Here is a 13378-nt window from a genome sequence, read left to right as displayed (position 1 = left end):
GCGCCTTGCCATCGCACGCGGCCAGCGTGCGTCGCGGGCGTCGGAGCGACAGGTGTCGGCCCGTACTGGGGTTGTCCCCGGCTTGCACGCGCCGTCGGGCCGCGACTATGGTGGATCCGCTGCAAGCATTCCCCGCAAGGACGGATCCTGATGATGAATACGAACCGCGTTCTCGGCCTGCTACTCGTGCTGGCCTGTCTGTTGCCGCCGCTCGCCCATGCCCAGACCGCGCGCGAGATGCGCAGCCAGGTCGAGGCCAGCATGCTGGTCACGGGCACCGTCGACATCGACCGCGAGGGCCGGGCCACCGCGCATGCGCTGGACCAGCCGGACAAGCTGCCGCCGTATGTCATCAGCCTGGTCGAGCGCGCGGTGCCGCAGATGCGCTTCGAACCGGTGCTGGTCGACGGTGCCCCGGTACTGGCGCGGGCGAAGATGAGCCTGCGCCTGGTCGCGACGCCGGCCGGCGACGGCGACATGACGCTCGCCATCCAGAGCGCGCATTTCGGCGAGGAGGACGCCGAGGCCGAAGGTTCCGGTGTGCGCAGCTCGAATATGCGCCCGCCACGCTATCCGACGAACGTCGTCCAGATCGGCGGCAAGGGCACGGTGTACCTGCTGGTCAAGGTCGCGCGCGACGGCAGCGTCGACGACGTCGTCGCCGAACAGGTCAACCTGACCGCGCTGGGATCGGCCCGGCAGATGGAGTCGATCCGCAATGCGCTGGCCAAGGCTTCGGTCGATACCGCACGCAGGCATTGGAGCTTCATTCCGCCGAGCGAAGGCGAGAATGCGCCGAAGGATTACTGGGTGGTGCGGGTGCCGGTCGAGTTCACATTGGGCGACGACAGCGCGCCCGGCTACGGCGAATGGGCCGGCTACCTGCCCGGCCCGAAGACGCGGCCGGCCTGGGCCGAGCCCGATCCGCCGGGCTTCAGCCCCGATGCGCTCGCCGCCGGCGACGTACAGTCCGGGCAATCGCGCTTCCGGTTGCTGACGCCGCTGGGCGGCTGAGAGGCTGGGAGTATTCGCCCGCCCGACTGCGACTGCCGCCGAACGCCCGGCGACGGTCCCGCTACGGCGTTCGACTGACTCTCAATCCCCTGACGTCGATGCGATGTTGTCGATGCCGGGCGTGCCTGTGTAAACGGCAACGCATCAGCGCTCGCCGCAAGTCCCGATCGGGACTATAATCGGGTCAAAGTTCCATGCTGGAGCCGAGACCGGATGATGAACGCGACCCCTGCCCATCTCCCGCTGCCGACCCGCCGCGACCTCGCCGCGCCGGCGCTGAAGGCGTTCTTCAACATCGCCCAGCGCTGGGGACTGAGCGCCGAGCAGGAGCGGCGCCTGCTCGGCAGTCCGGGGCGCTCCACGTTCTTCCGCTGGAAGCGCGACCTGGCCGGCGCCGTGCCCGGCGACGCGCTCGAGCGGATCAGCTACCTGCTCGGCATCTACAAGGCCCTGCACATCCTGTTCCCGGACGACGCCCAGGCCGATGGCTGGGTACGCAGGCCCAACAGCGCACCGCCGTTCGGCGGCACGTCCGCGCTGGATCGGATGCTCGGCGGCCGGGTCGCGGACCTGTACGTGGTGCGCGAGTACCTCGACGCGCAGCGCGGCTGGAACTGACGATGCCGCCACCGGTGCGCGCCGTCGCGTGGCGGCCGAGCCACCGCATCGTGTCCAGCCGCTTTCCGCCGGTGGGCGTGTTCGACGCGATCGCCGATCCGCAGGACATGGACGCGCTGTTCGAACTCGAGGGCATGACCAACCCGCGCCTGCGCCAGGAACTGGGCGAGATCAGCCTCGTGCCCCCGGCGCGCCGGATCGCCGGCCCCGGCACGACCCCGGTCATGGCGGCCTTCACCCATCCCAACCGCGACGGCTCGCGCTTCGCGGACGGCCGCTACGGCGTCTACTACGCGGCGCGGGAGCGCGATACCGCGATCGCCGAGACCGTCCATCACCGCGCCCGGTTCCTCGCGTACACGCGCGAGCCCGCCTGCGTGCTCGAGCTGCGCTGCTACCTCGCGGATATCGCCGGCGATTTCCACGACATCCGCGGCGGCTGGCCCGACCTGCACGATCCGGCCAGCTACGCGGCCAGCCAGCGCGCGGCAGCCGCGCTGCGCGAGGCGGGCAGCGACGGCATCGTCTACGACAGCGTCAGACGGTCCGGCGGCCAGTGCATCGCGGTCTTCCATCCCGACCGCGTCGCGCCGGCCCGCCAGGGGCCGCACCTGCACTACCACTGGGACGGCAGCGCGATCGTCCGGGTGACGGTTGCCGCGGAGGTCATCGACGTCGGCGCATGGCCGGCGGCCGGCCGCCCGGGACCCCGATAACGGTGCCTGCAAGCCGCCATGAGCGCGATGGGATGTCAGCGGGCAATCCTCGCGCAGGTCGGCCCCACGCGGCCGACGTGCGTGGCTCGCCGACGTGGCCGGCCGGAAGTCCCGGTGTCGCGGGCGTTGCCCGGACCTGCGGCCAAGGGCTTCGGGAATCGGCGGAGAAACGAAAAAGCCCCGCAATGCGGGGCCTTCTCGTTTCGTCGACCGCGTCGGCTCAGCGCTTCATCGAAGCGAAGAACTCGTCGTTGGACTTGGTGGTCTTCATCTTGTCGAGCAGGAATTCCATCGCCGCGATCTCGTCCATCGGGTGCAGCAGCTTGCGCAGGATCCAGATGCGCTGCAGCAGGTCGGGCTCGATGAGGAAATCCTCGCGGCGCGTGCCCGATTGGTTGACGTTGATCGCCGGGTAGACGCGCTTCTCGGTGATGCGGCGGTCCAGGTGCACTTCCGAGTTGCCGGTGCCCTTGAACTCCTCGTAGATCACCTTGTCCATCGCGCTGCCGGTGTCGACCAGCGCGGTCGCGATGATGGTCAGCGAGCCGCCTTCCTCGACGTTGCGCGCGGCGCCGAAGAAGCGCTTCGGGCGGTGCAGCGCGTTGGCGTCGACGCCGCCGGTCAGCACCTTGCCGCTGGACGGCACGACGTTGTTGTAGGCGCGGGCCAGGCGGGTGATCGAGTCGAGCAGGATGACCACGTCCTTCTTGTGCTCGACCAGGCGCTTGGCGCGCTCGATCACCATCTCGGCGACCTGCACGTGGCGCGCGGCCGGCTCGTCGAACGTCGAGGAGATGACCTCGCCGCGCACGGTGCGCTGCATCTCGGTCACTTCTTCCGGGCGCTCGTCGATCAGCAGCACGATCAGGTGCACGTCGGGGTGGTTGTAGGTGATGGCGCTGGCGATCTGCTGCATCATCATCGTCTTGCCGGCCTTCGGCGGCGAGACGATCAGCGCGCGCTGGCCCTTGCCCTGCGGGGCCATCAGGTCGAGGATGCGGCCGGCGATGTCCTCGCTGGAGCCGTCGCCGCGCTCGAGCTTGAAGCGCTTGCGCGGGAACAGCGGGGTCAGGTTCTCGAACAGCACCTTGCCCTTGCTGGCTTCCGGCGGCTCGCCGTTGATGGTGTCGACGACCGACAGGGCGAAATAGCGCTCGCCGTCCTTCGGCCAGCGGATGCGGCCCGACAGGTGGTCGCCGGTCCGCAGGTTGAAGCGGCGGATCTGGCTCGGGCTGATGTAGACATCGTCCGGGCCGGCCAGGTAGCTGGCCTCGGCGGCGCGCAGGAAGCCGTAGCCGTCGGGCAGGATCTCCAGCACGCCGTCGGCGACGACGCCCTCGCCGTAGCGGGTCAGCACCTTGAGCAGGGCGAAGATCACGTCCTGCTTGCGGGCGCGGGCGACGCCCTCGATCGACAGCTGCTCGGCGATGTCGAGCAGCTTGTGCGCGGGCATGCGCTTGAGGTCGCTCAGCGAATACTGCGGGAAGCCCTCGGGCACGTTCGGCGGCGGCAGGCGCTGGGCGTGGTCGTTGCCGCCGTCCTGCGGCAGGCCGTCGTCGCGGCCACCACGCGGGCGGTCGCGACGGTTGTTGTTGCGGAAGCGCTCGCGGCGGTTGCCCTGGTCCTGCTGACGGTCCTGCTGGCGGTTGTCCTGCCGGCCCTGGTTCGGGTTGTGCTGCTGTTGGCGCGGCGGCTCGCCGCCCTGTGCGCCCTTGCCGTCGCGGTTGCCGTCCTGCGGGGCGTCGCCGCCGTTCGCGCCGGCGGGCGCGCTTTCGCGGGGGGCGTTCTCGCGAGGCGTGCGCGGGGCGTCGTCCGGCTTCGCATCCGCGGGCTTGGCTTCGCGTGCGGGCCTGACGGCCGGCGGCGCATCCTGCGCGGGCAGTTGCAGCTGCGACTGCGGCGTTTCGGCGGGGGCCGCGTCGGCGGCCTTCTTGGCAACGCGCGGTTTGCGGACGCGCTTCACGGCGCTGTCGCCGGTCGGCGTGCCGGTGTCGGGTGTGTTGTCGGACAAGAGGAAATCCTCGCTTGCTGCGAGCGCCCGGAACCGGGCGGAGGTTGGAAGATGGCAGAACCGGGAAGTATCGCCAGATGGGTGCGGCGCGCGGTTTCCACGCCGGAGTGGCGCAAACCTAGCATTGCCGACGATGGTCGGCAAGCGCCGCCACGAAGCGGTTCAGGCGGACGATGACGGTCCGCGGGAAAAGGACCGTCCGAAGGGGCGCATCGCCGGGCGACGCGCCGGGCCGGGTAGGCCGGCGGACGCTACAGGGCCTTGTCGATCATCTGCGCCAGCTCGGCCTTGCCCACGGCGCCGATCTGGGTGGCCTGGACCTGGCCGCCCTTGAACAGCAGCAGCATCGGGATCGAGCGGACGTGATAGCGCAGCGCGGTGGCCTGGCTCTGGTCGACGTCGACCTTGACCACCTTGGCGCGTCCCGCGTAGTCGCCGGCCAGCTCGTCGAGCGCCGGGGCGATCATCTTGCAGGGGCCACACCACGGCGCCCAGAAGTCGACCAGCACCGGAGTGTCGGACTGCAGCACGGTGGCGTCGAAGTCGGAATCGGTGGCATGGATGACGCGTTCGCTCACGGGGTTCTCCGGTCGGTCGGGGCCGGCTGGGGCGGCGCCGGAATGAATGGTAAAATGGGGGATCGTCCGCCGGAATCAAGGCGGCGCACCCGCGGAACGACCCACGCGTCCCGCTCCAGGCAGTCTGCGTTGCGGATGCCTCCCACGCAAGCACGCGACGCCCAAGGCGGCGACGCCCGGACACATTCCACGCATGAGCGACAAACCGCTAACCGACATCACCTTCTCGTCCTTCGACCTGCACCCGACGCTGCTCGCCGGGCTCGAGGGCGCCGGCTTCACCCGCTGCACGCCGATCCAGGCGCTGACCCTGCCGCTGGCTCTCGAGGGCCGCGACGTCGCCGGCCAGGCCCAGACCGGCACCGGCAAGACCCTGGCGTTCCTGGTCGCGGTGATCAACCGCCTGCTGACCAAGCCGGCGCTGGCCGAGCGCAAGCCCGAGGATCCGCGCGCGCTGATCCTGGCGCCGACCCGCGAGCTGGCGATCCAGATCCACAAGGACGCGGTCAAGTTCGGCAGCCAGCTCGGCCTGAAGTTCGCCCTGGTCTACGGCGGCGTCGACTACGACAAGCAGCGCCAGATCCTGCAGGAGGGCGCCGACGTCATCATCGCCACGCCCGGCCGGCTGATCGACTACGTCAAGCAGCACAAGGTCGTCAGCCTGCACGCCTGCGAGATGTGCGTGCTCGACGAGGCCGACCGCATGTTCGACCTCGGCTTCATCAAGGACATCCGCTTCCTGCTGCGGCGCATGCCGGCGCGCACCACGCGCCAGACGCTGCTGTTCAGCGCCACGCTCAGCCACCGCGTGCTGGAGCTGGCCTACGAGCACATGAACGAGCCGGAGAAGCTGGTCGTCGAGACCGAATCGATCACCGCCGCGCGCGTGCGCCAGAAGATGTACTACCCGGCCGACGACGAGAAGATCCCGCTGCTGCTGGGCCTGCTGTCGCGCAGCGAGGGCGCGCGGACGATGGTGTTCGTCAACACCAAGGTCTACGTCGAGCGCGTCGCGCGTGCGCTGGACAAGGCCGGCTACCGGGTCGGCGTGCTGTCGGGCGACGTGCCGCAGAAGAAGCGCGAGAGCCTGCTGAAGAAGTTCCAGGCCGGCCAGCTGGAACTGCTGGTCGCCACCGACGTCGCCGCCCGCGGCCTGCACATCGATGGTGTCAGCCACGTCTACAACTACGACCTGCCGTTCGATGCCGAGGACTACGTGCACCGCATCGGCCGCACCGCGCGCCTCGGTGCCGAGGGCGACGCGATCAGTTTCGCCTGCGAACGCTACGCGGTGTCGCTGCCCGACATCGAGGCCTACATCGAGCAGAAGATCCCGTCCGAGCCGGTGACCCAGGAACTGCTGACCGCGCTGCCGCGCAAGCCGCGCGAAGGTGTCGAGCTGGAAGACGACGACGGCGAGAGCATCGGCGAGATCTTCCGCGAAGCGCGCGAGGCGCGCGCGGCCGAGGACGCGCGCCGCGGCGGTGGCCGGTCCGGCGGCGGACGCGGCGGCCCCGGTTCGCGCGGCCCGCGTGCGGCCGGCAGTGGCGAAGGCCGCGGCGAGCGCGGCCCGCGCAAGCCGCGCCGCCGTCCCGAGGATGCTGCGGCTGGCGGGACTGCGGCAGCTGCCGCCACGCCGGACGCGGCCGTCGCGGCGGCACCCGCGTCCGTCATCGATGCCGCGGGCGCGGTCGCCGCGGCGATGCCCGACGAGTCGCGTCCGCCGCGCAAGCGCCGGCGCCGGCGTCGCGGCCAGAAGGTCGAAGGCGCCGAGGCCGCCACGAACGGGACGAATGGTGCGCCGGTCGCGAACGGCGGCAATGCCGTGAAGGTCGAGCCGCGCGCCGCGCGTCCGGCGGCACAGGCCGCGCGCGGCGCGGCGGGCGCAGCCAAGGCCGCCCCGGTCAAGGTCGGCGGCGACAATCCCGCGCAGCCGTCGCTGCTGAGCCGGATCGGCCGTGGCCTGCGCAAGCTGGTGACCCGGGCGCCGCAAGGGAATCACTGACGGCTGCGGGTTGCCGCCATCTGCGATACTTGCGGGCATGAGCGTCCTGCGATTCGACAATGTCAGCAAGCAGTATCCGGGCGGCCATGTCGCCCTGTCGGAAGTGAGTTTCGATGTCGCCGCCGGCGAGATGCTGTTCGTCACCGGCCACTCCGGCGCCGGCAAGAGCACGCTGCTCAGGCTGATCCACCTGGCCGAGCGGCCGAGCCGCGGCGCGGTGGTGTTCGCCGAGCGCAACCTGCTCAAGGTGCGCGGCCGCAAGGTGGCGATGCACCGCCGCGATGTCGGCGTGGTGTTCCAGGACCACCGGCTGCTGCCCGACCGCAGCGTGTACGACAACATCGCGCTGCCGCTGATCCTGCGCGGCCTGCGTCGCGGCGAGATCGGCAAGCGCGTGCGCAGCGTGCTCGAGCGGCTGGGCCTGGGCAACCGCGAGCGCGCGCTGCCGGGCCAGCTGTCGGCCGGCGAGCAGCAGCGCGTCGGCATCGCCCGCGCGATCGTCGGCGAGCCGCGGCTGCTGGTCGCCGACGAGCCGACCGGCAACCTGGATCCGACGCTGTCGGCCGAGATCATGGCGCTGTTCGCCGAACTGCCCGGGCGCGGCACCAGCGTGCTGATCGCCAGTCACGACCTCGGCCTGGTCAAGCGGATGAAGAAACGCACCCTGGTGCTGGACCACGGCACGCTGGCCGACGACATCGCACCGGAGGACCTGGCCGATGCCTGAGGCACCGCGCAACGCGGCCGCGGCGGCGGGAACGTCGCCGGTCGGCACCTGGGTCGACCATCATGTCTACAGCGTCGTGGCCAGCCTCGGCCGCCTGTTCCGCAAGCCCTGGTCGGCCGCGCTGACCATCGGGGTCATGGCGGTCGCGCTGGCGCTGCCGCTGGGCCTGTGGCTGGTGCTCGGCAACGTCGCCCGGCTGGGCGGCAGCATCGATGCGTCGCGCCAGATCAGCGTGTTCCTGGTGCAGGACGTCGAGATCGCGCGGGTCGGGTCGCTGGCCGACGAACTGCGCGGCCGCGCGGACGTCGGCGCGGTCGAGCACCGCACGCCCGACGAGGGCCTGGCCGAACTGCGCGAGCGCGGCGAGTTCGGCGATGCGATCGACGCGATCGACGAGAACCCCCTGCCGCACGTGCTGATCGTGACCCCGGCCGGCGACGAGATGCAGCTGGTGCAGGCGCTGCGCGCCCTGCCCGAGGCCGAACTGGTGCAGCACGACACCCAGTGGCGGCAGCGGCTCGACGGCTGGCTGCAGTTCGGCGGCCGCGTGGTCTGGGTGCTGGCCGCGCTGCTGGGGCTGGGCGCGCTGCTGGTGGTCGGCAACACGGTGCGCCTGGACATCCAGTCGCGGCGCGAGGAACTGGGCGTGCTGCAGCTGCTGGGCGCGACCGACGGCTTCATCCGCCGTCCGTTCCTGTATCTGGGCGCGTGGTACGGGCTCGGCGCAGGCGCGGTCGCGCTGGCGCTGCTGGGCGTGGCCGGCAGTGCGCTGCAGGCGCCGCTGGCGGAACTGGCCGCGAGCTACGGCACGACCTTCGTGCTGCGCGGCTTCGGGCCGGTGGACGCGGCGCTCGTGCTGGTCGCCTCGACCGCGCTGGGTTGGCTGGGCGGCGGCATCGTCACCGGCCATTTCCTGCGCCAGACCCGGCCGACCGAGACCTGACCATGGCCCTGCAGGATCTGCGCCACCTCAGCAGCGATGCGCCGCGGGTGATGATCGTCGACGGTTCGAAGCTCGTGCGCCGGCTGATCGGCGACGTGCTGCGCGAGTCGCTGCAGCACGTGGCGGTGGTCGAATGCGGCGGGCTCGAAGCAGCGCGCGCAGCGCTTGCCGAGGCTCCGGTCGACCTGGTCAGCACCGCGCTGGTGCTGCCCGACGGCGACGGCCTGCAGGTGGCACGCGCGGTGCGCGAGGCTGCCGGCCAGCGCTACGTGCCGGTGATCGTGGTCTCGGGCGATGCCCAGGCGCACCTGGAGGCGCGCAGCTTCACCGAGGACATCACCGACCATTTCGACAAGGCCGAGGGCCAGCGCGCGCTCGCCGAGTTCATCCGCGGCTACGTGCATCCCGCGCCGATTCCCGACGCGCACGTGTTGTACGTCGAGGACAGCCGCACGGTGGCGCTGGCGACCCGGCGCATGCTCGAAGCCCAGCAGATGCGCGTGACCCACGTGCTCAGCGCCGAGGACGCGCTGGCCTACCTGGAGTCCTACCGCGACACGCCCGCCGCGCCCGGTGCCGACCTGCTGCTGACCGACGTCTACCTGAAGGGCGATCTCAGCGGCCACGACCTGCTGCAGGCGGTGCGCCGCGATTTCGGCTACGGCAAGCGCCGCCTGCCGGTGCTGGTGATGACCGGCGACGGCAACCGCGACAACCAGATCGGCCTGTTGCGCGACGGCGCCAATGACCTGGTGGTCAAGCCGACCGAGGAGCGCCTGCTGGCGACCAAGGCGCTGTTCCAGCTGCGCCTGGCGCAGTTGGGACAGCAGGGGGCGGAGGTCGGGGGCGAGGGGCCAGGGACGGGGGCCGTATGATTCCGCCCATCGGCCCGGCCTCCGCTTCTGCCGTTCCCCTGTTCTCCGGCCTCTGACCTCTGGCCCCTCCGATGACATCCCGCATCAAGCTCGAACCCTCGTGGAAGGCCCACGTCGGCGACTGGCTGCAGCGCGACGACATGCAGGCGCTGTCGGCGTTCCTGCGCGAGCGCCGTGCCGCCGGGGCGCGCATCCATCCGCCACTGCCGCAGATCTTCGCCGCCTTCGACGCCACGCCGTTCGACGAGGTCAAGGTGGTGATCCTCGGCCAGGATCCCTACCACGGTCCGGGGCAGGCGCATGGCCTGGCGTTCTCGGTACTGCCGGACGTGCGCATCCCGCCGTCGCTGGACAACGTGTTCAAGGAGATCCAGCGCGACCTCGGCCTGCCGCGACCCGACCACGGCTACCTGATGCCGTGGGCGCAGCGTGGCGTGCTGCTGCTCAACGCGGTGCTGACCGTCGAGGAAGGCAGGGCGGGTTCGCACCAGGGCCGCGGCTGGGAGGTCTTCACCGACCATGTCGTCGACGTGCTCAACCGCGAGCGCGAGGACATCGTGTTCCTGCTGTGGGGCAGCTACGCCCAGGCCAAGGGCAGGGTCATCGACACGCAGCGCCATTGCGTGCTGAAGACCACGCATCCCTCGCCGCTGTCGGCGCATCGCGGCTTCCTCGGCTGCAGCCACTTCTCCAAGGCCAACGCGTTCCTGCGCAAGCGCGGCCGCGCGCAGATCGACTGGTCGCTGCCGCTGCGTGCGGCGCTGGTCCCGTGATGCGCACCGTTGCCGCCACCCGCTACGTCACCCCGCTGCGCGAAGGCGGCTCGATGCCGGCAGTGGTCGAGGCCGACGACGACGGCATGTACGTGCTGAAGTTCCGCGGCGCCGGCCAGGGCGCCAAGGCCCTGGTCGCGGAACTGATCGCCGGTGAACTGGCACGGCTGCTCGGCCTGCCGATCCCCGAGATCGTGCTGATGACGCTCGATCCCGACATGGCCGCCACCGAGCCCGATCCCGAGATCCAGCACCTGATCCGGGCCAGCGCCGGCTGCAACCTCGCCCTGGACTACCTGCCCGGCGCACTGAACTTCGATCCCGCGGTCGACCCGCCCGATGCCGACCTGGCATCGCGGATCGTCTGGTTCGACGCGTTCGTCTGCAATGTCGACCGCACCGCGCGCAACACCAACCTGCTGGTCTGGCATCGCGCGCTGTGGCTGATCGACCATGGCGCGGCGCTGTATTTCCACCACGACTGGCGCAGCGCCGCCGCGATGGCCGCGTCGCCGTTCGCACGCATCGCCGACCACGTGCTGCTGCCGTTCGCCAGCCGCCTGGCCGAGGCCGACGCGCAGCTGTCGGCGCGGCTGGACGAAGCGGCCATCCGCCGCATCGTCGGCCAGGTGCCCGACCTCTGGCTCGAGGACGCGGCCTTCGCGGATCGCGATGCCCATCGCCAGGCCTACGTCGATTTCCTGTGCCGCCGGCTCGCCGGCCGCGCCGCGTTCGTCGAGGAGGCGCAGCGTGCGCATGCCGGTCGTCTATGACTACGCGGTGATCCGCGCGGTGCCGCGGGTCGAGCGCGAGGAATTCGTCAACGTCGGCGTGATCGTCTCCTGCCAGGCGCCGCGCATGCTGGCGGCGGGCATCGCCCTCGACCCGGCGCGGGTGCGCGCGCTCGACCCGCATGTCGACATCGACGTGCTGCAGCGGCACCTCGACGCGATCGTGCGCATCTGCCGCGGCGACGCCGACGGCGGGCCGATCGCCGCGCTGCCGCCGCGTGCGCGGTTCCATTGGCTGACCGCGAAACGCAGTTCGGTGATCCAGGTCTCGCCGGTGCACACCGGGCGCAGCGCCGACCCCGAGGGCGTCCTCGAACGGCTGATGTGGCGCATGGTGCTGCCGCCGGGACCGCCTGCGAACCCCCTGCGCGCATAACGCTGGTGCCTCGCCGCGCAGTCCGTGGCCTTGCGCCCGGTCAGCCGCCGCCCCGCACGTCGCCGATGGCGGCCATCGGGCGTATCGGAAACGTCCTATGCGTCGCGATCGGCGGAATACGCAAGCTCGCGCTGTGCTTCGACCGCGGCGAGCCGCTTCGACAGCTCCCGAGCGATGTTCCCGTAGGCGGTGCTGCCCAGGGCAAGCCGAAGCGGTGGTGCCGTGCTGTCGGCTGCGGCGATCATCGCATCGACCGTGCGCCCCGCATCGCCCTTGATCGCGAAAGCGCCCGACGCCAGCGCCCGCCTGACCTCGCCGGCGGGCGTGTCCTCGTAACAGGGCAGGGGCTGCGTGCGGTCCAGGCCATCGGCGAAGCGGGTACCGGTCGGCCCCGGCTCCACCAGCAGGAAATCGATGCCGAACGACGCGACTTCCTGGGCCACGGCCTCGACGAAGCCTTCGATCCCCCACTTGCTGGCGTGGTAGAGGCCGAAACCCGGATAGGCGATCTGGCCGCCCTCCGACGACACCTGGACGATGCGCCCGCCGCCTTGCGCGCGCAGATGGGGCAGCACGGCCCGGATGAACTGGATCGAGCCGACGAGGTTCGTGGCGATCTGCCGCTCGATCTGCGCATCGCTGGCTTCCTCGGCCGCGCCGAACAGGCCGTAGCCCGCGTTGCTGACCGCCACATCGATGTGCCCCGCGCGCGCGAAGGCATCGGCCACGACGGTCCGGATGGCCGGGGTGTCGGTCATGTCGAGGGTCAGGACCTGCAGGCGCTCGCCATGTCGCGCCAGCAGCTCGTCCAGTGCGCCCGCTCGTCGCAGCGTGGCGACGACCCGGTCGCCGCGTTCGAGCAGGCGTTCGGTCAGAAGGCGGCCAAGACCGGTCGATGTTCCCGTGATGAACCAGGTTTTGCTCATGATCTGCATCCAGTTTGAGTACGCGTGGGGGACGGCTTCCGGATGCTATCGCCGCGCCATTGTTATGATAAGAACCAATGAACTGGATGACATGGTGAAATAAAACCACCAATGGGCAAGCCGACGCTGGCCACGCTGCGGGCTTTCATGGCGGTCGCCGAGCACCGCAGCTTCCGGCGCGCCGCCGATCTGCTGGGGATCACGCGGTCCTCGCTGAGCCATGCCATTCGCGGACTGGAAGACGACGTGGGAACCCGCCTGCTGCACCGGACCACGCGCAGCGTGTCGCTGACCGAGGCAGGGGCGCATCTGCTGGGTCGTCTCGATCCGTTGATCGGCGAGCTCGACACGGCACTTGAGGAAGTTTCCGGCGCGCAAGGGAATTTGCAGGGCCGGTTGCGCATCAACGGCAACGAGGCTTCGATCCGCCTGCTGTTGCAGACCGTGGTGCCGGCGTTCCTGGCGCGCCATCCGGGGGTCGCGCTGGACCTTGTCGCCGAGGGGCGCCTGGTGGACATCGTCGCGCAGGGCTTCGATGCGGGTATCCGGCTCGGCGAATCCGTGCCCAAGGACATGGTGGCGGTGCCGCTGGGCCCGGACCTGCGCTTTCTTGCGGTGGCGTCGCCGGCGTACCTGGCCGCACGTCCCGCCCCGGAAGTGCCTGACGAGCTTGCCCGCCACCGGTGCATCCGGCAGCGCCTGCCCAGCGGCAAGCGTTACCGCTGGGAGTTCGGCAGGCGCGGACAGGATCTGGCGATCGACGTGCCCGGGGCGCTGACGCTGGACAACAGCCAGTTGATGGTGGATGCCGCCGTGGCGGGCCTGGGCATCGCCTACGTGCCGGAGCCGTATGTCCATGCCGCCCTGCGCGATGGACGCCTCGTGGCGGTACTGGAGGACTGGTGCCCGCCGGTTCCGGGGCTGTGCCTGTATTTTCCCGGCAACCGCCACGTGCCGGCGAGCCTGCGCGCCTTCATCGACACGATACGGGCGCTGTCTCCGGTGGTTCGAGCCGACGTCTGAAC

14 protein-coding genes are annotated in these 13378 nt (G+C 70.7%); 11 read left to right on the top strand and 3 right to left on the bottom strand.

The window, feature by feature from the left end:
* Nucleotides 1-153: 153 nt before the first annotated feature.
* The 3 genes from LDO26_RS03290 (at nt 154) to LDO26_RS03280 (ending at nt 2348) form a co-directional block, all read left to right on the top strand.
* Complete coding sequence (locus LDO26_RS03290; RefSeq protein WP_232129643.1) at nt 154-1014, top strand: energy transducer TonB; 861 nt, start codon at nt 154-156, stop codon at nt 1012-1014.
* A gap of 216 nt (nt 1015-1230) precedes the next feature.
* Nucleotides 1231-1632: an MbcA/ParS/Xre antitoxin family protein gene (locus LDO26_RS03285; protein WP_232129642.1), complete on the top strand. Its 402-nt coding sequence runs from the start codon at nt 1231-1233 to the stop codon at nt 1630-1632.
* Between the two features lie 2 nt (nt 1633-1634).
* Nucleotides 1635-2348, top strand: coding sequence for an RES family NAD+ phosphorylase (locus tag LDO26_RS03280; RefSeq protein ID WP_232129641.1), 714 nt, complete (start codon nt 1635-1637; stop codon nt 2346-2348).
* Between the two features lie 220 nt (nt 2349-2568).
* Here the strand turns inward: LDO26_RS03280 and rho are convergent, their stop codons facing one another.
* The gene (gene rho / locus LDO26_RS03275; RefSeq protein WP_232129640.1) at nt 2569-4359 is read right to left on the bottom strand and encodes a transcription termination factor Rho; all 1791 of its coding nucleotides are present in this window, start codon (nt 4357-4359) and stop codon (nt 2569-2571) included.
* 251 nt (nt 4360-4610) lie between these two features.
* A complete protein-coding gene (gene trxA, locus LDO26_RS03270) occupies nt 4611-4937 on the bottom strand; it encodes a thioredoxin (protein WP_232129639.1) in 327 nt (108 codons plus the stop codon).
* 193 nt (nt 4938-5130) lie between these two features.
* On the opposite strand from trxA, the gene rhlB reads away from it, so the two are divergent.
* The 7 genes from rhlB (at nt 5131) to LDO26_RS03235 (ending at nt 11427) form a co-directional block, all read left to right on the top strand.
* Nucleotides 5131-6942 (top strand): ATP-dependent RNA helicase RhlB, encoded by a 1812-nt coding sequence (gene rhlB / locus LDO26_RS03265; protein WP_232129638.1) that lies wholly within the window; start codon nt 5131-5133, stop codon nt 6940-6942.
* Nucleotides 6943-6979: 37 nt separating this feature from the next.
* Nucleotides 6980-7669, top strand: a complete 690-nt coding sequence (gene ftsE, locus LDO26_RS03260; protein WP_232129637.1) for a cell division ATP-binding protein FtsE — start codon at nt 6980-6982, stop codon at nt 7667-7669.
* Entirely contained in the window at nt 7662-8612 is a 951-nt protein-coding gene (gene ftsX, locus LDO26_RS03255) for a permease-like cell division protein FtsX (protein WP_232129636.1), read from the top strand. The genes ftsE and ftsX overlap by 8 nt, the downstream gene beginning before the upstream one ends.
* 2 nt (nt 8613-8614) lie before the next feature.
* Nucleotides 8615-9487 carry a response regulator gene (locus LDO26_RS03250; protein WP_232129635.1) on the top strand — a complete coding sequence of 291 codons (873 nt, stop codon included), beginning with the start codon at nt 8615-8617 and terminating at the stop codon, nt 9485-9487.
* Nucleotides 9488-9558: 71 nt separating this feature from the next.
* A complete protein-coding gene (ung, locus tag LDO26_RS03245) occupies nt 9559-10260 on the top strand; it encodes a uracil-DNA glycosylase (protein WP_232129634.1) in 702 nt (233 codons plus the stop codon).
* Nucleotides 10260-11033: a HipA family kinase gene (locus LDO26_RS03240; RefSeq protein WP_232129633.1), complete on the top strand. Its 774-nt coding sequence runs from the start codon at nt 10260-10262 to the stop codon at nt 11031-11033. The genes ung and LDO26_RS03240 overlap by 1 nt, the downstream gene beginning before the upstream one ends.
* Nucleotides 11017-11427 (top strand): DUF3037 domain-containing protein, encoded by a 411-nt coding sequence (locus LDO26_RS03235; RefSeq protein WP_232129632.1) that lies wholly within the window; start codon nt 11017-11019, stop codon nt 11425-11427. Before LDO26_RS03240 ends, LDO26_RS03235 begins: the two co-directional genes overlap by 17 nt.
* A gap of 95 nt (nt 11428-11522) precedes the next feature.
* On the opposite strand, the gene LDO26_RS03230 is transcribed toward LDO26_RS03235, so the two are convergent.
* Nucleotides 11523-12353 (bottom strand): SDR family oxidoreductase, encoded by an 831-nt coding sequence (locus LDO26_RS03230; RefSeq protein ID WP_343226152.1) that lies wholly within the window; start codon nt 12351-12353, stop codon nt 11523-11525.
* A gap of 111 nt (nt 12354-12464) precedes the next feature.
* Here LDO26_RS03230 and LDO26_RS03225 point away from each other — a divergent pair, with 111 nt between their 5' ends.
* Complete coding sequence (locus LDO26_RS03225) at nt 12465-13376, top strand: LysR family transcriptional regulator (protein WP_232129630.1); 912 nt, start codon at nt 12465-12467, stop codon at nt 13374-13376.
* The last annotated feature ends 2 nt before the right edge of the window (nt 13377-13378 follow it).

The organism is Proluteimonas luteida, assembly GCF_021191695.1.
Taxonomy (GTDB): Bacteria; Pseudomonadota; Gammaproteobacteria; order Xanthomonadales; family Xanthomonadaceae; genus Luteimonas; species Luteimonas luteida.
This window is presented reverse-complemented; position numbering and strand designations above follow the sequence as displayed.